Annotated in this window: 20 protein-coding genes; 12 read left to right on the top strand and 8 right to left on the bottom strand. The window is 67.5% G+C overall.

Annotated elements, in window-relative coordinates; genetic code table 11:
- Positions 1-96: 96 nt before the first annotated feature.
- The 5 genes from katG to AB0F44_RS04495 form a co-directional block, all read right to left on the bottom strand.
- Positions 97-2,247, bottom strand: a complete 2,151-nt coding sequence (gene katG / locus AB0F44_RS04515; protein WP_357353086.1) for a catalase/peroxidase HPI — start codon at positions 2,245-2,247, stop codon at positions 97-99.
- Positions 2,248-2,343: 96 nt separating this feature from the next.
- Positions 2,344-2,769, bottom strand: a complete 426-nt coding sequence (locus AB0F44_RS04510) for a Fur family transcriptional regulator (protein ID WP_160028146.1) — start codon at positions 2,767-2,769, stop codon at positions 2,344-2,346.
- 63 nt (positions 2,770-2,832) lie between these two features.
- Positions 2,833-4,020: an MFS transporter gene (locus AB0F44_RS04505; RefSeq protein ID WP_357353084.1), complete on the bottom strand. Its 1,188-nt coding sequence runs from the start codon at positions 4,018-4,020 to the stop codon at positions 2,833-2,835.
- A 41-nt stretch (positions 4,021-4,061) separates the two neighbouring features.
- Positions 4,062-5,498 carry a protein kinase gene (locus AB0F44_RS04500; RefSeq protein ID WP_357353082.1) on the bottom strand — a complete coding sequence of 479 codons (1,437 nt, stop codon included), beginning with the start codon at positions 5,496-5,498 and terminating at the stop codon, positions 4,062-4,064.
- Between the two features lie 8 nt (positions 5,499-5,506).
- Entirely contained in the window at positions 5,507-6,604 is a 1,098-nt protein-coding gene (locus AB0F44_RS04495; RefSeq protein ID WP_357353080.1) for a hypothetical protein, read from the bottom strand.
- A gap of 76 nt (positions 6,605-6,680) precedes the next feature.
- Between AB0F44_RS04495 and AB0F44_RS04490 the strand changes: the two genes are divergently transcribed.
- The 3 genes from AB0F44_RS04490 (at position 6,681) to AB0F44_RS04480 (ending at position 10,808) form a co-directional block, all read left to right on the top strand.
- On the top strand, positions 6,681-7,568 hold the full coding sequence (locus AB0F44_RS04490; RefSeq protein WP_357353078.1) for an oxygenase MpaB family protein: 888 nt from the start codon (positions 6,681-6,683) through the stop codon (positions 7,566-7,568).
- Between the two features lie 86 nt (positions 7,569-7,654).
- Positions 7,655-9,277, top strand: coding sequence for an alkaline phosphatase D family protein (locus AB0F44_RS04485; RefSeq protein WP_357353076.1), 1,623 nt, complete (start codon positions 7,655-7,657; stop codon positions 9,275-9,277).
- Between the two features lie 70 nt (positions 9,278-9,347).
- The gene (locus AB0F44_RS04480) at positions 9,348-10,808 is read left to right on the top strand and encodes a glycosyltransferase family 39 protein (protein ID WP_357353074.1); all 1,461 of its coding nucleotides are present in this window, start codon (positions 9,348-9,350) and stop codon (positions 10,806-10,808) included.
- Here AB0F44_RS04480 and AB0F44_RS04475 read toward each other — a convergent pair.
- Both AB0F44_RS04475 and AB0F44_RS04470 read right to left on the bottom strand, forming a co-directional pair.
- Positions 10,796-11,677, bottom strand: a complete 882-nt coding sequence (locus AB0F44_RS04475) for a hypothetical protein (RefSeq protein WP_357353073.1) — start codon at positions 11,675-11,677, stop codon at positions 10,796-10,798. The two genes, AB0F44_RS04480 and AB0F44_RS04475, sit on opposite strands and share 13 nt — an antisense overlap.
- 433 nt (positions 11,678-12,110) lie before the next feature.
- Positions 12,111-12,587 carry a hypothetical protein gene (locus AB0F44_RS04470; RefSeq protein WP_357353071.1) on the bottom strand — a complete coding sequence of 159 codons (477 nt, stop codon included), beginning with the start codon at positions 12,585-12,587 and terminating at the stop codon, positions 12,111-12,113.
- A gap of 233 nt (positions 12,588-12,820) precedes the next feature.
- On the opposite strand from AB0F44_RS04470, the gene AB0F44_RS04465 reads away from it, so the two are divergent.
- The 8 genes from AB0F44_RS04465 (at position 12,821) to AB0F44_RS04430 (ending at position 19,085) form a co-directional block, all read left to right on the top strand.
- Entirely contained in the window at positions 12,821-13,129 is a 309-nt protein-coding gene (locus AB0F44_RS04465) for a hypothetical protein (protein WP_357353069.1), read from the top strand.
- Complete coding sequence (locus AB0F44_RS04460) at positions 13,129-15,459, top strand: WXG100 family type VII secretion target (RefSeq protein ID WP_357353067.1); 2,331 nt, start codon at positions 13,129-13,131, stop codon at positions 15,457-15,459. The genes AB0F44_RS04465 and AB0F44_RS04460 overlap by 1 nt, the downstream gene beginning before the upstream one ends.
- Before the next feature lie 61 nt (positions 15,460-15,520).
- Positions 15,521-16,075 carry a hypothetical protein gene (locus tag AB0F44_RS04455; protein ID WP_357353065.1) on the top strand — a complete coding sequence of 185 codons (555 nt, stop codon included), beginning with the start codon at positions 15,521-15,523 and terminating at the stop codon, positions 16,073-16,075.
- Positions 16,076-16,690, top strand: coding sequence for a hypothetical protein (locus AB0F44_RS04450; RefSeq protein WP_357353063.1), 615 nt, complete (start codon positions 16,076-16,078; stop codon positions 16,688-16,690).
- 162 nt (positions 16,691-16,852) lie between these two features.
- Complete coding sequence (locus AB0F44_RS04445) at positions 16,853-17,182, top strand: PadR family transcriptional regulator (RefSeq protein WP_357353061.1); 330 nt, start codon at positions 16,853-16,855, stop codon at positions 17,180-17,182.
- A gap of 3 nt (positions 17,183-17,185) precedes the next feature.
- Entirely contained in the window at positions 17,186-17,557 is a 372-nt protein-coding gene (locus tag AB0F44_RS04440) for a DUF1048 domain-containing protein (protein ID WP_357353059.1), read from the top strand.
- Positions 17,554-18,327 (top strand): ATP-binding cassette domain-containing protein, encoded by a 774-nt coding sequence (locus AB0F44_RS04435; protein WP_357353057.1) that lies wholly within the window; start codon positions 17,554-17,556, stop codon positions 18,325-18,327. The genes AB0F44_RS04440 and AB0F44_RS04435 overlap by 4 nt, the downstream gene beginning before the upstream one ends.
- Complete coding sequence (locus AB0F44_RS04430; RefSeq protein ID WP_183548551.1) at positions 18,324-19,085, top strand: ABC transporter permease; 762 nt, start codon at positions 18,324-18,326, stop codon at positions 19,083-19,085. Before AB0F44_RS04435 ends, AB0F44_RS04430 begins: the two co-directional genes overlap by 4 nt.
- Positions 19,086-19,112: 27 nt before the next feature.
- Here AB0F44_RS04430 and AB0F44_RS04425 read toward each other — a convergent pair whose 3' ends face one another.
- Positions 19,113-19,901: a metallophosphoesterase family protein gene (locus AB0F44_RS04425; RefSeq protein ID WP_357353054.1), complete on the bottom strand. Its 789-nt coding sequence runs from the start codon at positions 19,899-19,901 to the stop codon at positions 19,113-19,115.
- Positions 19,902-20,339: 438 nt separating this feature from the next.
- Between AB0F44_RS04425 and AB0F44_RS04420 the strand changes: the two genes are divergently transcribed.
- A complete protein-coding gene (locus tag AB0F44_RS04420; RefSeq protein ID WP_357353052.1) occupies positions 20,340-21,611 on the top strand; it encodes a DUF222 domain-containing protein in 1,272 nt (423 codons plus the stop codon).
- The last annotated feature ends 485 nt before the right edge of the window (positions 21,612-22,096 follow it).

Genomic DNA, 22,096 nt, shown 5'->3' with positions numbered 1-22,096 from the left:
CGTTGATCCTACCCGGGTGGGTATGACAACGGAGGCCGACCCCGAAAGGGGCCGGCCTCCACTGTCAGGCGGTACGCCGCGGCGTACCGCTTCAGGTCACTTCTTCAGGTCGAAGCGGTCGTTCTCCATGACCTTGACCCACGCCTTGACGAAGTCGTTGACGAACTTCTCCTTGGCGTCGTCGGCACCGTAGACCTCCGCCAGGGCGCGGAGCTCGGAGTTGGCACCGAAGACCAGGTCGACGCGGGAACCGGTCCAGCCGTTGGAGCTGGTGTAGGTCGCCTCGTCGGCGGACGGGGTCCACTGCTGGTCGTAGTCGAGCAGGTTGACGAAGAAGTCGTTCGTCAGCACGCCCGGAGTCTTGGTGAAGACACCGAGGTCGGAGCCGTCCCAGTTGTTGCCGAGCACGCGCAGGCCGCCGACCAGAACCGTGGCCTCGGGGGCCGAGAGGCCGAGGAGGCTCGCCCGGTCGAGGAACAGGAACTCGGTCGGGAGGTTGAGGAACCCGGAGTCGTAGTTGCGGAAGCCGTCGGCGACCGGCTCGAGCCAGGCGAAGTTCTCGGCATCGGTCTGCTCCTGGGTCGCGTCGACGCGGCCGGCGGAGAACGGGACCGTGACGTCCTGGCCCGCGGCCTTGGCGGCCAGCTCGATGCCCACGCCACCGGCGAGGACGAGCACGTCGGCGAAGGAGACACCGGTCGCGGCCGCGATCTCCTCGTACTTCGCGATGACCGGCTTGAGCTCCTCGGGCTGGTTGACCTTCCACGAGACCTGCGGCTCGAGACGGATGCGACCGCCGTTGGCGCCACCGCGGTGGTCGGACGTACGGTGCGTGGCCGCCGCCTTCCACGCGGTGGAGACCAGCTGCTGCACGCTCAGACCGGACGCAGCGATCGCGGCCTTGGCGGCGGAGATCGCGGCCTCGTCGGTCGCACCACCCTCAGCGGGGAGCGGGTCCTGCCAGAGCAGGTCCTCGGCCGGGACCTCGGAGCCGACGTAGCGGCTCTTCGGACCCATGTCGCGGTGGGTCAGCTTGAACCAGGCACGGGCGTACGCGTCAGAGAAAGCCTCCTGGTCGTCCCTGAACCGGCGGGAGATCTCGTCGAACTCCGGGTCCATGCGCAGCGCCAGGTCGGAGGTGAGCATGCGCGGCTCGCGCTTGCCCTCACCGTGCGCCTCGGGGACCATGTCGGAGCCCGCGCCGTTCTTCGGCTTCCACTGCTTGGCGCCGGCCGGCGACTCGAACAGCTCCCACTCGTAGGCGTAGAGGATGTGGAAGAACTCGTTGTCCCAACGGGTCGGGTGGTAGGTCCAGGTGACCTCGAGGCCCGAGGTGAGTGCGTCCGCGCCGACACCGGTGCCGTGGCCGTTCTTCCAGCCGATGCCCTGGTTCTCCAGCGGCGCGGCCTCCGGGTCGGGGCCGACCAGATCGTCGGGGTGGGCACCGTGGGTCTTGCCGAAGGTGTGGCCACCGGCGATGAGGGCGACGGTCTCCTCGGAGTTCATCCCCATGCGGCGGAAGGTCTCCTTGATGTCCACCGCGGACTTCATCGGGTCGGGCTCGCCGTTAGGGCCCTCCGGGTTGACGTAGATCAGACCCATCTGGACAGCGGCCAGCGGCGCCTGCAGGTCGCGGTCGCCGGTGTAGCGCTCGTCGTCCAGCCAGACCTTCTCCGGGCCCCAGTAGATGTCATCGTCGGACTCCCAGACGTCCGCGCGACCGCCCGAGAAGCCGAAGGTCTTGAAGCCGCCCTCCTCCATCGCCACGTTGCCCGCCAGGACCATCAGATCGGCCCAGGAGAGGTTCTTGCCGTACTTCTTCTTGACCGGCCACAGCAGACGACGGGCCTTGTCGAGGGAGACGTTGTCCGGCCAGGAGTTGAGCGGCGCGAAACGCTGCTGGCCACGGCCGGCGCCACCGCGACCGTCGTGGCTGCGGTAGGTGCCGGCGGCGTGCCACGCCATCCGGACGAAGAGCCCGGCGTAGCTACCGAAGTCAGCCGGCCACCAGTCCTTGGAGTCGGTCATGACCGCGGCGATGTCCGCCTTGACGGCAGGCAGGTCCAGGGACTCGAAAGCCTTCGCATAGTCGAAGTCCTCGCCCATCGGGTCGCTCACAGGGGCGTCCTTGGCGAGAATCTTCAGGTTGAGCTTGTTCGGCCACCACTCCTGGTTGGCACTGCCGGCGGTGGGGTGAACGCGGCCTGCGTTCATCACCGGGCACTTGCTCACGGCCTCTTCAGACATGAGATTCCTATCCGTTTCTGATCGGACTGGCTGCTGCCAGACGCTGTGATTCACATGTGTTGCGCCGGCCGATGACAAACGCCGCCGGCGCGGGCTCTACCCCTGGGACAGGCTGCAGTCCGCGCAGGTGCCCCAGTAGATGACCTCGGCCTCATCGACCGTGAAGCCGTTGTCATCAGATGCCGTCAGGCAGGGCGCATGGCCGACAGCGCAGTCGACGTCGGCGATCGCCCCGCAGGAGCGGCAGACCACGTGGTGGTGGTTGTCCCCGACCCGGGTCTCATAACGAGCCACCGAGCCGGACGGCTGGATGCGGCGTACGATCCCGGCCGCCGAGAGGGCGGCGAGGGAGTCGTAGACGGCTTGATGGGAGACGTCCGGAAGCCGCTCGCGCACCGCTCCGAGAATCGTCTCGGTGTCGGCGTGCGCGTTCTCGGTGACGGCCCCCAGAACGGCCACTCGCGGGCGAGTGACGCGCAGGGAGGCACCTCTCAGCAGCTGTTCGTAGTCCGCGTTCCCCACAACCCAGACACTACGCCAATTCTTGAATGAGTCAAGAAACGGCGGGGAAATTTCTGGAGTGAATCAACCCAGTTTCACGGTCTCCGGACACTCCGGTGCGGGGCGGGTCGCGAAACGGCCGGCCATCAGTGGGATCAGGACGGAGATGGCCAGCGGAATGAGGAACATCGAGCGCTCACCGAAGAGCTCGGCGACCCCGGCGATCAGGGAGGCGGCAGCGAGGTAGCCAGCGTAGTTGGCGAGGTTGACCCGCGCGATCGCGTCCTCGGCGTTGTCCGGGGAGATGTGGGCGGCGGCGACGAAGGACTGCGGCGGGACCATCGCCAGGCTGCCGCCGAGGACGGCGAAGCCGACGGCCGCGACACTCCAGTGCGGGGCGACGACGATCAGCACCAGGGCACCGACGCCGACGATGCCGCCGGTGCGGATCACCCGCTCGGCGCCGAAGTGGGCGACGAGGCGGTCGCCGGGGAGACGTACGGCCAGGAGCACCAGCTGGTAGGCGGCATAGATCGCCGGCGCGACCGCGGCCGCGGCGCCGAGGCCGTCGACGACGTAGATCCCGCCCCAGGCCGAGGCCGCGGAGTCGATGAACCACATCGCGAACGTCGGCACCGCGACCAGGAGGAGGGGCAGCCACGGCAGCGGGGGCTTCTTGCGCTGCGTACTGGGCCGCTTCTCGGCCGCGTCGACCGCCTCCGGCGGCAGCAGGAGCCGGAACGTGGCGAGGTTGGCGGCCAGGCCGATGACGGCGATCGGGATCATGTCCAGACCCAGAGGTACGCCGAGGGCGATCGTCACGGTCGCATAGACCGCGCCGAGGACGGCCGCCGCGCTCCACATCGCGTGGAAGCCGTTCATCAACGGCCGGGCGTACGCGTCCTGGGTGGCCGTGCCCTGCATGTTCATGGAGGCGTCGACGCCGCCGAGGAAGAAGCCGTAGACGCCGTTGAGGACCAGCAGGGTCACCATCGTCGGCGCGAAGGCGGGCGCGACCGCGGCCAGCGAGGCCCCGCCGAGCATCAGCGAGAGGGTCGCGGCGCTGCCGATCCTGGTGGCGAGGTGACCTGCGACGACGCTGCCGACCGCCCCGACCGCGGTGGTGACGCCCAGCACGACGAAGACGTCGCCGGCGCTGAGGTCGAGCTTCGTCGCGATCGACTCGAGCCTGGTGATCAGCGAGGCGAAGGTCAGTCCCTGGACCGCGAAGGCGACGAAGACCGCCATCCGGGCCAGCTGGAGTCGGGTCATGGACGCGAAGTCTGCACCCTCACGCCCCGTTGGTCGAGGGGTCAGTTGCCCTTCAGCAGGCCATCGAGGATCTTCTCGCCGTCCTTGCCGTCGCCCTCGCTGATGCTCTTGAACTCCTCGCGGAGCTGCTCCATCTCGCGCTTGGCACTCTCGCCCTTCTCGACGAGGTCGCGGATCTGCTGGATCTGGTCCTCCCACTCCTGGGACTGGCCCTCGTCGATGACGTTCCAGCCCTCCAGGTTCTCGCGCCAGCGGTCGAGCCGGTCGAGGCGGTTGAGGGTCTTGTTGTCCGACTTGTCGATGGGCTCGTCAGCGGAGTCGTCGGCGTTGTCGCTGGTGTCGTTGTTGTCGGCGTTGTTGTCCGTGTTGTCGGAGCTCTGGGACGTCTGGGCCTCGGCGGGCGCGGACTCGTAGGCGGCCAGCCAGGAGGCGGCGAAGACGCAGGCGATCACGATCGCCACCGCGCCGAGGAGGCGGCCGGTCGGGAACTTCCGCAGCGATCCCGGGCGCGGCCCGCGGACAGGAGGCGGGTTGCCGGGACTGGGCAGGACGCCGGTGCGGGAGTTGGCCAGCGCCATCGGCTCGTCGAGCGGGCGCGGCGCCATCGCCTGGGTCGGGCGCGGGGCCTGACCCGCGGAGAGCAGGTCGGTGGCGTCGGGGTCGGCACCGCTGAGTACGTAGCCGAGCTCGTGCGCGACCTGGTCCATCGAGGGCCGGGCGGCCGGGTTCTTGTCGAGCATCCGGGTGACCAGCCGCGCCAGCGGCGCGGGCAGCGCCCGGAAGTCGGTGATGCGCGGCACCGGGTCGCTGAGGTGCATGTGCAGGACCTTGACCGGGTGCGGCGCGGAGTAGGGCACCTTGCCGGTGAGCATCTCGAAGAGCACGCAGCCCAGCGAGTAGACGTCCGCGGGCGGCCCGACCGGGTCGCCGGCGGCCTGCTCGGGCGAGAGATAGGACGGGCTGCCGATCACATGGCCCGTCTGGGTCAGCCCGGAGTCGACCCCGGTCATGGCGTACGCGATGCCGAAGTCGAGCACGGTCAGCCGGCCGTCACCGTCGAACATGAGGTTGGCCGGCTTGATGTCGCGGTGCACCACGCCGGCCCGGTGGGCGGCGCCGAGCGCGCCGGCGACCTGGCGGGTGTATTCGACGGCCATGTCGACCGGCATCGGGCCGCGCTGCTGCAGCGGCTCGGCCAGGGTCGGACCGGGCAGCAGCTCCATCACCAGGAAGACGTCGTTGTCGTCGCTGCCGGCGTCGAAGATCTTGACCACGTCGTCGTGGACGACACGGGCGGTCGAGAGCGACTCACGGCGAAACCGCTCGGCCATCGTGGGGTCGTCCACATCCCGCATCAGCTTCACCGCGACATCGCGGTCGAGGACGGTGTCACGCGCCCGCCAGACCTCGCCCATGCCGCCGGCTCCGAGCAGAGTGAGGAGCCGGTAGCGGCCGGCGATCGGGGGAAGCTCGTCCATGCCGGAAATTATGCCGGGGTCACCCAGGAGCTGAAGAGCGGGATGCCCTCCCAGGCTCCCCCGCGTGCGACCGCCACCACTGCGTGCGGCCGGTCGAACCTCAGGTCGATCTGCCGCACCGTCGTCTCGCGCGGCACCGCTGCGGCGGCACGGACCATCATCCCGGTCACCGCGGCCGCCTTGAAGCCCTCGCGGTCGTAGGACGCGACCGCCTTCTGGATGCAGACGGCCTCCGTCTCCTCCGCGACCGCGGCCATCACGCCGCGGGCGATCTCGGCGACCCCCGGCGCGGCCGACAGGTCGTGACGGTCCTCCGCGCTCCACTCCGGCAGGTGGCTGCGCCAGCGGTCGGACCGGGCGTTGCCGAAGACCGTGACCTCCCGGACCGTCCAGGCGTGTCCGTCCTCCTGGCCGGCGTCGAACGTGCGGTCATGGAGCTCGCCCGCGTCGATCCTCCGGACGACCTCGTCGGCGGCCCGCCACACGTCGTCGGCGGACACGCCTTCTTCGGCGATCACGGAGTAGACCGAGATGCCGTCATCGCTCGGCGGGCTGGCGACCGCGACCGGGCCGGCGGCCTCCGTGGCCACCACCGCCTGGAAGCCGTCCTCGAGCAGCAGCAGCCCGTCGTCACCCTCCTCCAGTTGCTCGCTCCAGCGCGGCGTGACCACCAGCGCGGAGGCGAGCACGAGCAGCGTCTGGGCGTCGATCTCGAGCGGGAACTCCTTGATCAGCCCGCGGGTGTGCTCATCGGCCCACGTGTCGAGCCCGGCCTGGTCCGGGAGCGGGTCGAGCACGATCGGCAGGCCCTTCGTCAGCTCGACACCCGGGCGCAGCCAGCCGGCGACCGCGGCCCCGATCGTGGGGTGCGGCGCCTCCAGCAGCGCCAACGCGGCGGCTCGCGCGTCGGCCCGGTTCAGCCCCAGGATCTCGTCGGTCTCGGTCTCCGCCGCGGGCGCCAGCGAGGCGAGGAGCAGCCACAGACCTGCGTAAGAGATCACCGGGGACTCGGCGGAGCCGAGAGCGGAGCGGGTGGTGGCGGCGTACGTTCGGACCGCCTCGGCGGCAGCGAGGGACAGGGGCGTCTGCGTTCCCGACTTCTCCATGCCGAAGACATTACGGTGAGAGCCACGACAGGTGACCCAGATCACGATACAGTTATGTATCGAGCGAGGAGGCGCCATGGCCAAGAAGTCGCGCACAGCAGGGCTTGATCCGGAGACCGAGTTCCAGGAGATGTCGAGGATCCTGGGGCTCTACGAGTTCCCGTGGGACACGACCCAGGCGCTCAGCTTCGCCCTGTTCCGGACCTATGCGGTGCCCTCGATCGGCCGGTTGCTCGCCGACACGCACCAGTTCACCGAGGACACCCAGAGGCGCTACGACGACACCGCGCTGCTGCTGGAGGACGCGGTGATCGAGGACCTGGACAGCCCTCGCGGCCGGGCCGCGGTGCGACGCATCAACCAGATGCACAAGATGTACGACATCTCCAACGACGACATGCGCTACGTCCTGTCGACCTTCGTGGTGATCCCGCGGCGCTGGAACCAGGAGTTCGGCTGGCGGCAGTCGACCCCCGACGAGCAGCTCGCCGCCCTGCGCTACTACCAGGCGCTCGGCAAGCGGATGGGGATCAAGGACATTCCGGCGACCTATGAGGAGTTCGAGCAGCTCCTCGACTCCTACGAGGCCGAGCACTTCGCGTACGACGAGGGCGGCCGTGCCGTCGCCGACTCGACCCTCGAGCTGCTGACGACCTTCTACCCGCGTCCGTTGGCGCCGATCATCCGCATCTTCTCGCTGTCCCTGATGGAGCCGCACCTGCTCGAGGCGTTCGACTACCCCGAGCCCGGGCGGCTCGCCCGGACGCTGTCGCGCGGGGCGCTGAAGGCCCGGGCGCGCGTCGTCGCGCTGCTGCCGGCACGGAGGAAGCCTGCGTACGTCCGGGACATGCCCCGCGTCAAGAGCTATCCCCACGGGTTCAACACCGAGGACCTCGGCACCTTCGCGCCGGGCTGTCCGGTGCACCGGCCCGTCTCTGAACCCGTCGCCGGCACCAAGCCGTAGCCCACCCCTCCCCCACACTTCACGGGGCCTTCACCGGGCACCGCTTCGCTGATGTCGATAACCCCCATATCGACAGGAGCACGTCCATGCCTGCCCCCAGCAACACTCCTGATCTCCGCGGTGCCCTGCGAGGCCTCGACCGCCGCCGCTTCCTGACCGTCTCGGCCGCCGCGACCGCGTTGGCCTTCACGACCGGCCTGCCGCGTACGGGCGCCTTCGCCGCTCCGGCCGGCTCCCCTGCCGACATCACCTCGGACCCGTTCACCCTCGCCGTCGCCTCCGGCGACCCGCTGCCCGACTCGGTGCTGCTGTGGACCCGGCTCGCGCCGCTCGCGCTGGAGCCGACCGGCGGGATGCCGCCCGCTCGCTTCGATGTCGGCTGGGAGGTGGCCCGCGACGCCGCCTTCACCCGCGTCGTACGCCGCGGCACCGCTGCCGCGCACACCGAGTTCAACCACTCCGTGCACGCCGAGGTCCGCGGCCTGGACGCGGCGACCGAGTACTTCTACCGCTTCAGGGTCGGCCAGTGGATCAGCCCGGTCGGCCGGACCCTGACCGCTCCGGCAGTGGGGGCCGCGGTGACGTCGCTGACCTTCGCCCTCGCCTCCTGCCAGCGCTACGACCAGGGCTACTACACGGCGTACAACCACCTTGCCGGCGAGGACGTGGACGCGGTCTTCCACCTGGGCGACTATCTCTACGAGTACGCCGTGAACGCCTCCGCCGGGACGCGCGCCTACACCGAGCCGCTGCCGGCGCACCTCAACCACGAGACCGTCACGCTGGACGACTACCGGGCACGCTACGGGCTCTACAAGTCCGACCCGGACCAGATCGCCGCCCACCTGACGCACCCGTTCATCGTCACCTGGGACGACCACGAGACCGAGAACAACTACGCCGCCGACATCCCGGAGAACTCGGTGCCGCCGGAGGAGCTCCTGGTGCGCCGCGCCGCCGCCTACCGCGCCTACTGGGAGAACCAGCCGCTGCGGCTCCCGCAGCAGCCGTCCGGTCCCGACCTGAAGCTCTACCGGCGGCTGCAGTGGGGCCGGCTGGCGCAGTTCGACATCCTCGACACCCGCCAGTACCGCACCAACCAGGCCAACGGCGACGGTTGGAAGGTGCCGTCGGCGGCGTCCGAGGCCGAGTCGATGACGCTCCCCGGGAACGAGCAGGAGCAGTGGCTGATCGACGGCTGGCGCCGCTCCTCGGCTCTCTGGAACATCGTCCCGCAGCAGGTCACCTTCTCCCGCCGCGACAACCCGTCCGGCGACGGCACCCGGTCGATGGACTCCTGGGACGGCTACCCCGCCTCCCGGCGCCGGATCCTCGACGGCTGGAAGGCGTCCGAGCAGTCGAACCTGATGGTGCTGACCGGCGACGTACACGTCCACTACGGGCTGAACATCCACGACGACTTCGACGACCCGTCCTCGCGGATCATGGGCACCGAGATCGTCACCAGCTCCATCACCTCCGGCGGCAACGGCGCCGAGCACCCGGCCAACTGGGCCGCGTACCTCGAGCGCAACCCGCACATGAAGTTCTACAACGGCCTCCGCGGCTACACCACGATCTCCCTCGACGCTGCCGGCGCCGAGATCACGTACAAGAACGTCGCCCAGGTCAGCACCCCCGGCGCGCCGCTCACCGTCGGTGGCCGCTTCGTCACCGAGTCGGGCAAGCCGGGTCTGGTCGAGGCGTAGGGCTTCTTCGGTACCCCGAGTTGTGACAACAGCCTGCGAGGTGACCTGCGAGGCCCCTACGCTCATTCGCGTGACCCGTCCGCGGTACTCCCCCGCTGTCGGGCTCGTGGTCGCCGCGCAGGCTGTGGTGCTGCTGGCGATGAGCCCGTTCTATGGGCCGCATCGAGACGAGCTCTACTTCGTCTCCGCAGGTCAGCGGCTGGCTTGGGGATATCCCGACCAGCCGGCACTGACACCGTTCCTGGCGCGGGTCGCGACCGAGATCGCGCCGTACAACCTCGTCGTGCTGCGGTTGTGGAGTCTGCTGGCGATGGTCGGGCTGGTCCTGCTGGCGGCGGAGTTCGCGCGGCTGCTCGGCGGCGGACGTACGGCGCAGGTGCTGACCGCGGGACTCGTGGCCGTCGGAGTGGTCACGATGACGTTCGGGCACTGGCACTCGACCGCCACGTTCGACGCGCTGGCCTGGACCGCGATCCTGGTGCTGGTGGCCCGGGCGCTGATCGCCGACGGCTGGCGGCAGCGGGGGCTGTTCTGGCTGGCCGCCGGGGTCGTCGCCGGGATCGGACTGGAGAACAAGCACTCGGTGGTCTTTCTCCTCGGCGCGATCCTGCTCGGCATCGCGCTCGTTCCGGCGACCCGGCGCAGCCTGACCACGCCATGGCCCTGGTTGGCCGGACTCATCGCCCTGGCACTGTGGACCCCCAACCTCCTCTGGCAGCTCGAGCACGACTGGCCGGTGCTCGACCTCTCCGAGGACATCCGGGAGGAGTACGGCGGGCTGTCCGGACGGATCGGGTACGTCACCCAGGCGCTGATCCTGCTGAGCCCGGTGATCACGCCGATCTGGATCATCGGCCTGGTAGCGCTCTTCCGGCGACGCGAGTGGGCGCTCTTCCAACCGGTCGCCGTCGCGTTCGTGCTGGTCGCGGGCTTCTTCCTCGTTGCCGGCGGCAAGGGCTACTACCTGACCGGACTCTTCCCACCGCTGGTCGCGGCTGGCTCCGTGGTGATCGCCGAGCGACTGCGACCGCGCACCGTCGGCCTTCTCGGCGCCGGCCTGGCCCTACTGACCATCCCCGCCTGGCCGATCAACCTCCCGGTGCTCCCGGCCAAGACATACGCCAACTCCTTCTACACCGCCGCCGGCGAAGACCAGCTGGAGACGATCGGCTGGCCCCAGTACGCCGCCCAGGTCCGTGCCGTCGTCGACGACCTGACGCCGGCCCAGCGGCGTACGGCCATGGTCTTCACGACCAACTACGGAGAAGCCGGGGCTCTGGAGTGGTACGGCGCGGGGGCTCCCGTCCACAGCGGGCACAACGGGTGGCGCTTCTGGGAGCAGCCGCCGCAGGACGCGACGCCGATCGTCGTGGTCGGGTTCGACGACCCCGACCGCTTCTTCGACGGCTGCCGGCAGGTCGCCTCGCTCCACAACCGCGAAGGCGCCGACAACGAGGAGAACGGCGCCCCGATCCACCTCTGCGACACCCCGAACCAGCCCTGGTCACAGCTCTGGCACTACAGCGCCTGATCTGCGCCCGTCACCGACAACGGCGAGATCTCGAGGTCCCCGGTCAGGTAGGCCAGCGTCGTGTCGTTGGACAGCACCACCCGGCGACCTTCGTCCGTACGCCGCTGCAGCGACCTCAACGTCGTGAGCACCTGCTCCGGGCGGTCGAGGAGCGGGTAGCCGACGCGGACGACGCCCTTGCGCCAGCGCTTCGGGATCAGCCGGATCCGATGACGCCGCGTCACCGTCCACGACGGCGCATCGCCCCGCGCCGTGATCTCGAGGAAACGGTTCCTCACAGTGATCCCTTCCGGGCTCATGACCTGCTCGAACAGGTCGACGCGGAGGTCCGCCCACGCCACCGAGACCGTCTCGGGGCCGAGCTCCACGATCAGCACCTCAGGCGTGATCAGCACTGCTCGTCGCAGTCCCAGCGTCGTCGCATGCTCGGCCACGACGACGGCGAAGAAGACCGCGAGGAGTGTGAACAGCAGCCCGATGAACAGATTGTCGGCCCGAAAGGCGATCCCCGCCGCCAGGCACAGCATCGCCACGAAGCACACCAACATCAGCTCTCCGCAGATGCCCGGCGCTCGCCTCAGCCGGATCACGATCCCGTCACCGGCGGCCACACCCAGCCGCCTGATCCGGCGCGCGGCGCTCCCGGCCGGACGTACGCCCTTGGTGATCAGTCCATGCACACCCGTCAGGAACAGCAGGATCCCGAAGCCGGCCCCCAGCAGATAGAGCCCGTACGCACCACCGTCCGCCACCACCGACCCGACACCGATGGCCAGCCCGATCAGGGCGTTGACCACCCCCGTCACCGTCCAAGCAACCCGGCGCACCGTCGCCATCCACGGCGACCCCAGATCCTCATTCCCGACCACGCCGTAGACCTTAAGGGCCGTACGCCGCTGCTGCGGCCCGATCGCAGCTGGCGCCGTTCCGGGCGAACGAATTTTCGTTCGCCGCGTGCGCGTGTGTCTCCGGCTCGGGGCATACGTATCTCGTGATGCTGCTCGCGATCATCCTCGTTATCGACGAATGGGTCCGCTCGCCCAGGCCGAGTGCGATCGGCTGATGCCCACCTTCGGCAAGGTCGCGAAGTGGGACGCGTAGGGCAAGATCTCCAACCCCGACGCACTTCGCACTCTGGCCGCCCGCGAGGGCGTCGAAATTGGAGATCCAGACGACATCTATGGGCAGCAACCTTGTCGCGGTACACGGACCCGTCTCTTCAGCCGCCGGGGATCGAACATGGCCCTTCTTCACCATCAACGAGACGGGCACGACCTGCATCGCGTGATGCCCGCCAACGCTCTATGCCCAGATGCCGACGTACTCGATGACCATCCTGATGCCGCCATTGAACTCTGCCGTGTTCGTGATCGCGTTGATGATGCGTACGCCCCAGAAGACCGCCAAGGTGTAGCCGATCCCGAGCGCGATCCCAGCGGCCGCGGCGCTCGTTCCGGCTGCCTTCGCCCGGGTCAGGCCGAGATGCCCCAGCACCACCGCGGCGGCGATCGGGATGATCGAGGCGATCATCAGCAGCCCGAGGATCAGCCAGACGATCGGGCGATCCTCCATGCTGTAAATGGCGTTGTAGTAGCTCTGAGCAACATCTGGGATGCCGACGATCACCCGCACCAGGGCGACGATCACCAGCGTTCCCGCCCCGAGCCCCAGCCCGGCAAGCCCGAGCCCTACGCCGCTTCGCGGAGCACCAGCAGATGCCGGAGCGCTCGTCGCGGACCAGACCGGTCCCGTCCCTGCAGCCTCGTTCGGTTGTGACATCGCGCCCTTTTCCATCAAGTTGGATCGCGCCCGCCCTGCCGGTGCTGGACGGCCTCATATGGCCCGAGACGTTATCCCAAAGGTCTGGCCCCCACGGGCAGATCCGCCCGTGCGAACGCGTCGAGATGCGGAAGCTGCTCGGTACAAGATTTCTCGACGATTTGTGTTTGAAACCCGGAATTTGGGGTAGGAGAGAGTTACCAATCGCTCCGAACGTCTTGGGGGACCCTCTCGTGAACGTCGAAATCGTGGCGCCGCAGGTGAAGACCGCGGCCCGTTCCATCGGGACCGCGGCCGAAGCCGTCGCCGGTCTCGATCTCGAAGGCCCGATGGCCAAGGTCGCCTCCGCACTGCCGGGGAGCACGTCAGCGGGCGCCGCGAACGGCCTCAAGACCGAGTGGAAGAGCGACAAGGACAAGTGGGTCAAGGACGCCCGCGATCACAAGACGACCACCGTCGCCGATGCCGACGCGATCGTGGAGGCCGACACCATCACGGCGCAGCAGGCGCGCTACCGCGAAGCAATGATCGGAAGAGACTGATGGCCGTCACTTATGAGCAGCTGCAGAGCTGGAAGCCCGAAGAGCTCGACACCGCCGCGGACCAGCTCAACACCGCCCGCAAGAGCTTCCAGGACCAACAGGACGAGATGGACGCCGGCAAGGTCCCCGACACCTGGGTCGGCGAGGCATCCACTCGTGCCGAGAACCGTCATCGCCGGCTGATCGCTGATCTCAACGACATGGCGGCTCCGCTGTCTCAGGTCATCAACGCCCTCGACGAGGCCGCCGCCTCCATCAAGAAGGCCAAGGACAACGCCAAGCACGCCCACGACGACGCCACCGGCCGAGGCTGGAAGGTCACCTTCTCCGGCGGCGTACAGATCACCGATCCGAGCCCGGACGAGAAGGACCCGGACAAGGACAAGGGCACCATGCAGCAGCTCGCCCAGACCATCCAGGATGCGCTGACCGACGCCGCCTCCGCTGACGCGGACCTGACGGCTGTCCTCAATCACGCGACCAAGGGCGATTACGACGGTGGCGATGGCACGATCGAGCAGGCCAGCCTGCCGCCCGAGCTGCGCAACCTGCCCGAAGAAGAGCTCATCAACAAGATGCTCAGCGATCCGGGCAAGTACGACGGCTATATCGACGCGCTGCCGCCGGATGCTCAGACACGGCTCGGCAAGGAGATCAGCGACCGCCTCGACAGCACGCTCAACGACGACGACTACAAGCTCAGCAAGGAAGAGGCCGACCGCCTCAACTCCATGCTGAGCGCCTACACCGACGACGACACCGTCGCCGCCGGTCTCTACAAGGACCTCGGCGCCGACGGCACCGTCGCCAGCATGGCGAGGATCGAGGAATACCTGCGCATGCAGTCCCCGGACGGGGACTCGCTCAACACGCTTGCCTCCAACCTCCGGAACGGCCTCGCCTCGGCCTCGAACAGCCCAGGCTTCCCCGCCGAGCAGTTCGGCCACGACATCGTGAAGTACGCCGGCCCCTCAGGGGTCTACCTCTCCGACGATGAGCAGGATGCCCTCCGGGACCGCTACCCGAACTGGGGCGGCACCGGTGGCGCCTCGGTCCTCACCTACCTAATGAAGGACCACGACCTCAACGGCAACCTCGTGCTCGGGGCTGCCGAGGAGCTCGACCGTTTCGAGCGTGCCGATGGCCCAATGGGCGCGCAGAACTGGTACGGGCACACCGGCCACAGCCCTCTCGACACCGGGAACGACGGCGGCTGGGGCGATGACCCGATGGCCGCCATCATGGGCAACCTCGGCGACCACCCGGAGCAGGGCTACCAGTTCTTCACCGAAGACGCGGAGCGTCAGAAGTTCTACTTCAACGACAGGACCTGGCAGGCGGACGGCTACGCGGGCATCTCGCAGGCAGCTGCCGGCATCAGCACCGATCCCGACCTAGTCAAGCAACACCCTGAAGGCACCGCGATGATCGCCTCCCGGTTCGTGGACTACGTCGCGAACAGCGAGGGGTTCAACGCTGAGGACGCGAAACCTGCTTCCCCGTACGTCTCCGAGATCCTCAAGAACTACATGCACTCGGTCGACGACGCGCTGCATGCGCGAGGAGAAGATGGGGAAGCCGGTGTCTACACGTCGACCCCTGTCGCCCTCGGTGACATCGCCAACAGCCCGAGGTTCTTCGCGAGCGACATCGAGTCCTTGCTCAAGGTCGGAGCGAGCAGCCAGGAAGGGCTCGTCAACCTCGCCGAAGGCGTGGGCACCTACCAGCAGTCCCAGATCAACAACGCTGCGTACCAGCTTCAGCAGAACCCGGACGACTACCGCGAAGGCAACGTGCTCAGCGATGTCATGAAGCACTCTGCCTACCTGAACGGCGCCGTAGAGCACGCGATCGGCAGCGTCGAGATCGAGGGCGCTGCGAACACCGACAAGCAAATTCAGACGTTCACCAGCCTTGTCGGCGATGTCGCTGGGATGGTTCCGCTGCCCGGGACGGGGGCCGTTGGGACGGTGGTCGAGTTCGGTGTCGGACAGGCGATCGACCTTGCCACTGACAAGGCCGACGGGCACTTCGCCAACTTCGAAGAGGCCGCAACCGAGCACGCCAACGATCGGGCGGCGGCGTCCCTGAACGAGTCGAAGGTGAACGCCCTGGATGCTCTGGTGAAGAGCGGTGTCGTCGAACTCACTCCGGAACACCGCGAACGCTTCTTTCCCGAGGGACAGCCTGTCGACCTCTCGAAGCTCAGCGACGAGGAGCTCGGCGACCTCGCGAACCTCGCCTCCAACAGGTACCTCAACGAGTATGGGATGGGCAGCATTGATTACGAGAACGCATACGGCGCGGCCTTCCGTGAGTTCTATGAGTAATCGGCGAGCTTCAGAATCTGACCGTGGAAAGCTCCACCGGCTGACCTGCGCTCTCGCTGTCATGGCGCTCGGCGCGGTTGCGCTGACGTCGTGCGGTGAAGAGTCGCCGACCACACTGATCGAGCCGGACGACTTCGAGGCGGCCAAAGGTGAGGCGCACGACGCTGGCAGCGGAATCGTCGGGATGCCGCCGTGCCGCGCCCTTCGCGAGTTCAATCAAGATCTCAACCTCGCGGCATCGGGGAAGGTGACCGGAACCACCGTCGGGATCGAAGGCGGCGGCTCCGTCTTCGCCGTAGTGTTCTCGCCGACCGCGACACCTCCGTCAGCGACCGAAGTCGTCGCCGACGTCCCCGGAAACGTCGAGGAGTGCATCAAGGAGATCGCCGGCGATCCGTCCCGCAAGGTTGAAGCACTCAGCGACTTGCCTTTGGATGCCACCGGCTTCCACGGCTCGGAGAACAATTCCACCAGCGAGTACGCGTACGCAGTCACAAGCGACGATCGGCTGCTGGTCGTAGGAACGGAATACGCCACGGGAGACAGCTCGCCGGTCTCCATCGAGCGCCTGCTCGAGCTTGCGGCCGACCGCGCTCCCGACGTCTCAGCGGACTAAATGAGTCCCCGCATCCTCGGGAGGAGTAGGTTCCGCCTGGCTGCCGCGCTATGTGCAACACCGTTCCTGATGACCGCCTGCGGTGGCGACACGACACTACTGGACACCGACGCGCTCCCCCAGGTCGAGGAGACCACTGATGGAACCAGGGGGGCGCCGGGAACCGGCTGGTGCGACGACCTTGGACATCTAGAGACGAAGCTGTCAAACGCCGCAGACGGGACCACCGGCGACCAGTACGCGCTCGAGAACGGGGATGTCGTCGGCGCCACCGTGTTCGTTCCCGGGGGCGGGGACTACCCCGATGCCGCGTCGATGCTCACTGCCATCAAGGAGGCTGTCGACGAGTGCTCGGCAGATGCCGACAACGGCGACTACGGGGAGGCCACCTCGGAGCCGATCAGCGGCCTCCCCGACGGGGCCGTGGGATTCACGTTCACAAGTACGTCGTCCAGCCCTGTTGAAGTCGGCAGCATTGCGTTCGCGGAGACGGATGATGGACGCCTCGTCGGCGTTGGAGTGACGCACAGCGGGAGTGGTGAGGCATCCGTTGATGTCGCGGACCTGCTCTCGACGGCGCTTGAGCGAGCCGCCGAGGTGGACGGCAAGAGCTGAGTCCATCTCGAGACATGACCAGCGGCGCTGGTGCGACGGCCACAACCGTCGTACCAGCGCCGCTGGCATTTCTGCCTGCGATTAGGACTTGACCCGGCGCCACTACTCAGCGCTACTATGTACTGGTAGTCAGCAACACTGAGTAGTGGAAGGAGGTGCCCGATGGGCAAGCAGATGACCGAGATGCTCAAGGGGACGCTGGAGGGGATCGTGTTGGCGTTCCTGACCGGCAACCCGGCGTACGGATACGAGATCACGACCTGGCTTCGGAGCCAGGGGTTCACCGAGATCGCCGAGGGCACGGTCTACGCGCTGCTGGTCCGGATCGAGAAGAACGGACTGGTGGACGTCGAGAAGCGGCCGTCCGAGAAGGGGCCGCCGCGGAAGGTCTACTCGCTCAACACAAGCGGCGAGAAGTACCTCGAAGAGTTCTGGACCACCTGGGGGTTCTTGGCCGAACGGCTGGAGAACCTCCGTACGGAAGGGAAGTAAGGCATGTCGATCCGATCAATGTTCGAGGCCGTCGTCGGCGAGCTCGAGCTGAAGAAGCGCTGGCGGCAGCTCAAGGCCCGCAAGCAGCAGCTCCCCGAGAACCACCGCAAGGCGCACGACGCGGTCGAGCGCTACCTGATGTACTCCGCCGGCATCGCCGACGGCGCGATCGTGACGGCGATGGCCGAGGACCTCCTCGAGCTCTTCGAGCAGGCCGCCGCCGACGGCACCCCGGTCAGCGCGATCGTCGGCGACAACCCGGTCGAGTTCGCCGAGGAGTTCGCCAGGAACTACTCCGAGGGCGCCTGGATCAAGAAGGAACGCGCCCGGCTCAACGAGGCCATCGAAGACATCACCAAGGAGGACGAGTCATGAGCACGACAGCTGCCATCTCCGTACGGGGGCTGGAGAAGTCCTACAAGGACAACCAGGTTCTGCGGGGCGTCGACTTCGAGGTGGCGCGGGGCACGATCTTCGCGCTGCTCGGGTCCAACGGGGCCGGAAAGACCACGGCCGTACGTATCCTCTCGACGCTCCTGAAACCTGATGCCGGCGCCGCGTTGGTCGAGGGCGCATCGGTCGTCGACGAGGCACAGCGGGTGCGGGAGGCGATCTCGCTGACCGGTCAGTTCGCGGCGGTCGACGAGATCCTGACCGGGCGGGAGAACCTGATCCTGGTCGCGAAGCTGAGGCATCTCCCCTCCCCCGGCGACATCGCCGACGGGCTGCTGAAGCGCTTCGACCTGGTCGAGGCGGGCGCCCGGAAGGTCGCGACGTACTCCGGCGGCATGCGGCGGCGGCTGGACATCGCCATGTCGCTGATCGGCTCACCGTCGGTGATCTTCCTGGACGAACCGACCACCGGGCTGGACCCGGAGGCACGCCTGGAGGTGTGGCGGGTCGTTCGCGAGTTGACCGCGCAGGGCACCACCGTCCTGCTCACCACGCAGTACCTGGAGGAGGCCGAGCAGCTCGCCGACCGGATCGCGATCCTGCACGGCGGGACGATCATCGCCAACGGCACCCTCGCCGAGCTCAAGGCGATGCTGCCGCCGGCGAAGGTCGAGTACGTCGAGAAGCAGCCGTCGCTCGAAGAGATCTTCCTTTCACTCACCGGCTCTACCAATCGAGGAGCACAGTCATGACCAAGCACGCTTTCGCCGATGCCGGCACCCTGTTGGGCCGCTCGCTGCGGCACATCACCCGCAGCCCGGACACGATCATCACCACCGCGCTCACGCCGATCGCGATGATGCTGCTCTTCGTCTACGTGCTGGGCGGCGCAATCCGGACCGGCACAGACAACTACGTCAACTATGTGCTCCCCGGGATCATGGTCATGGCGATCGCCTCGGGCATCGCGTACACCGCCCTTCGACTCTTCACCGACATGAAGAGCGGTATCTTCGAGCGGTTCCAATCGATGCCGATCGCCCGCTCGGCGGTGCTGTGGGCGCATGTCGGGACCTCGATGGTGGCCAACATGCTGACCATGGTGATCATCCTGGGCGTCGCATTCGTGATGGGGTTCCGCACCTCGGCGGACCTGGGCGCCTGGCTCGCGGTCGCCGGGATCCTGGCGCTACTCACCCTGGCGCTGACCTGGCTCGCGGTCATCCCCGGGCTGGCGGCACAGACCATGGAGGGGGCCACCGGGTTCTCCTACCCGCTGATCTTCCTGCCGTTCATCAGCTCGGCGTTCGCGCCGACGGAGACGATGCCCGGTCCGGTGCGCGCCTTCGCCGAGAACCAGCCGGTCACCTCGATCGTCAACACCATCCAGGCGCTCTTCGCGGGACAGCCGGTCGGTGACGACATCTGGGTCGCACTGGCCTGGTGCGTGGGCATCCTGGTCGTCTCGTACGTCGCCGCCATGGCTGTCTACCGGCGCAAGATCAGTTGAACGCTTCAAGGATGGCGAAGAGCCGATCTACCCCCTTCGGTGGTAGGTCGGCTGCTCGTCGTTCCTGAGGTTGCCGCGGTAGAAGCCCGTACGCAGCTCGTAGGTGTATTCGTCGAGCTCGGGCATCCCTACGTCGGCGGCGTACGCGATCTCGGCCTCCGCGTCGTAGGGAACCCGGACCCATTGGATGCCGAACGGCGCCTCCTGGTCGCTGTCCATCACGCCCTCGAGGATGACGTAGACCGGGGTCGGGTCGCTCATGCAGTTGCCGACGCTGCCGGTGTTGAAGACGGTGCGCCGGTCGCGGTCGGTCTCGTAGTAGGGGTCATGGGTGTCGGCGTAGCCGACCATGTCCGGCTCCGGGACGTCGAAGCCTGTGGCCTCGGTGTTCTGGAACAGGCCCAGGAACTCCTGCTCGTCATGGTCGAACCTGACCCGGCGGTGGACCGTCTCCTCGGAGGCGTGGAAGAGCCTGATCCGCCGGCCGCTCATCGTGAAATCGTGGGAGAACGGGAGCGTACGCAGCCACTCGGCCTGTTCCCACGCCTGCAGCCGCCACCACCTCAGCCCGACCGACTCGCGGCCGAAGTCGGGCTCGGGGGTGAGCAGGAAGTCCTCCCAGTTGCCGAGGATGTTGACCTCGCATCGCTCTCGGCAGATCTCTGCTACCTCTCGGCCTCGCGGGCCCTTGCCGACGTAGTCGCCCAGGTTGAAGATCCGGGTGATTCCTCTTGCGTCGATGTCTGCGAGGACGGCTTCTAGGGCGGTCAGGTTGCCGTGTACGTCCGAGATCAGCGCTATGCGCTCTGGGGTCATGGGCGCAGGTTAAATGATCGTGCTGGTTCTGGGGTGGTCGAGGTTTTCGGGTTCGTTGTTTTGGACTGTTGTTTCGGGGTTGGGGTGGGCCGCCGACCCTTTCTTGGAGGGTCTTCTCGATCTGGGCCGGCGTCAAGGACGGGCCTTCGGCCCGCCGGCTTCGCCGGCCGCTTCGCGGTCCTGGACTCCGGACCAGATCGAGAAAAGATTTGGCTGGCTATCGGGGCGGCGGCCGGGGTGTGGCGCAGCGGGTTCTTGTTTGGGACGGGTGATGTTGATGGGAGTGGAGGGTGGCCCTTCGGGCCACTTACCATCCACAGGGTCGAGGTCGTTCGCTGACCGCGAAAATAGTTGCTGACCTGCACAAACAGATGGTCAGGAACGAGCCTGAGGCGTAGAATCAGACTCGTCACAACACCCATTTGAAGGGACGGAACGATGAGTCTCGGCCGCGACATCGACCACTGGGGCACCAACCCCGGCGACGCGATCGACGCTGCCTTGACGGCCATTGAGATCGCCCTCCAAGAGCTCCTCGCGACCGATCCTGCCTATTGGCGCACCGGGCAGAAGAAGGAGTTCCTCGAACGAGTGGAGAAGCTCCAGGCCCAACAAGCCGCGTTGAAACTGAGGGTGCTCGCCTCTGCTGGCGACATTGCTGAGGAGACCGGTGCCAAAGACGCCTCCGGATGGATGCGGACCGAACTCCTCGTCGACAAGGCCGTGGCCCGCTCCCAGATCAAGCTCGCGACTGGTGTCGCGAAGTACGGCCTCGTTGCCGCTGGCCTGGCCGAGGGTGTGGTGTCGCAAGACAAGGCGCGGGCGATCACCCAGGCCCTCGATGCCATCGAGAACGACCCGACCGCCAGCGCCGAGGACCTGGTCCTCGCCGAGAAGCTGCTCGTCGACCATGCGACCCGCCTGACCGCGAACGAGCTGAAGATCGTCGGACGCCGGATCCTCGCCGAGATCGACCCCGAACGATTCGAAGCCGCCGAAGCCAAAGCCCTCCATCGGGAGGAGGAGCACGCCCAACGGCGCACCTTCTTCTCCTCACATGACAACGGTGACGGCACCATCGACATCCACGCCCGCGTCTCCCGCGCAATCGGGCTGCGGCTCCGCACCCAGTTGGACTCCCTGGCCCAGCCCAGAAAGCTCTCAGCCGAGAACCGTGGCCGCAAAACCCCCTACGACCGGCTCCTCGGCCAGGCGTTCGCCCGGGTCATCGAGACCTACGACGCCGACCAACTGCCCCGCCACGGTGGCCATGGCACCACCGTGTTCATCACCATGAGCGTCGACGACCTCCGCAACGACCTCGGCACCGCCGCCCTCGGGTTCGATGGCGAGAAGATCACCGCCGCCGAGGCCCGGCGGATGGCCTGCAACGCAGACCTGGTCCCGGTGGTGTTGGGCGCCGACTCCGAGATCCTCGACTTCGGTCGCACCGCGAGGTTGGCGTATCCGATCCAACACCGTGCACTCCGGTTACGCGATAAGTGTTGCCAAGCCGAAGACTGTGATGCACCGGCAGCGTGGACCGAGGCTCATCACCTCAAACCCTGGTCTGAAGGCGGACTCACGAATCTGGCCAACATGGTTCTGCTGTGTGCGAGCGACCATCGCCGAATCCACGATCCCAACTACGGGTATGAGCGCCTTCCGGATGGGCGGATCCGGTTCACCCGACGCACTCGATCCGGTTGATCCTGCCGGGTAGCTGGCGCAGGTGGCCCTGCATCCACCCGCCATGGGACGCTCACCGATCCATGTCGTCGCTCAACATCCCCTCGCGCCGTGCTGCTTCTTAGCGGGGCCAGGCCGACCTCGCCTGTGCATCTGGTCGCTCCGCAGTCCTTCGGGGTACAGGACGTTGGCTGATGACCCTGCTCCACCTTGCAGGTCAGCTTGAGAATGCGCGGAGTCCACGGAGCGCTGCGTGGGGCGTCCATGGGTAGACCGCCGTCGCATCTCAGGCCCAGTCCCGAGCAGGGCGCGGCGAGCAGCCGCGCCACATCGCCAGTCAGGACAAAACGCACACTCGCTGGATCCCGGCCCATGGATGCCAACCGGGCTGTCGTAGTCCGCCTCGAGGCCCGGCTTGTGAAGCGTTCACAAAGTGTCATCGTCTTGTAAAAGCGCCACGAATCCCTCTGGCGCCACGAGCCGCCCGGCCGAAATCCCAAGCCCGT

This window comes from Nocardioides sp. NPDC023903 (assembly GCF_040639295.1).
In the GTDB taxonomy this organism is placed as follows: Bacteria; Actinomycetota; Actinomycetes; order Propionibacteriales; family Nocardioidaceae; genus Nocardioides.
The sequence above is the reverse complement of the archived record's forward strand: the minus strand, read 5'-3'. Positions and strand labels throughout refer to the sequence as shown.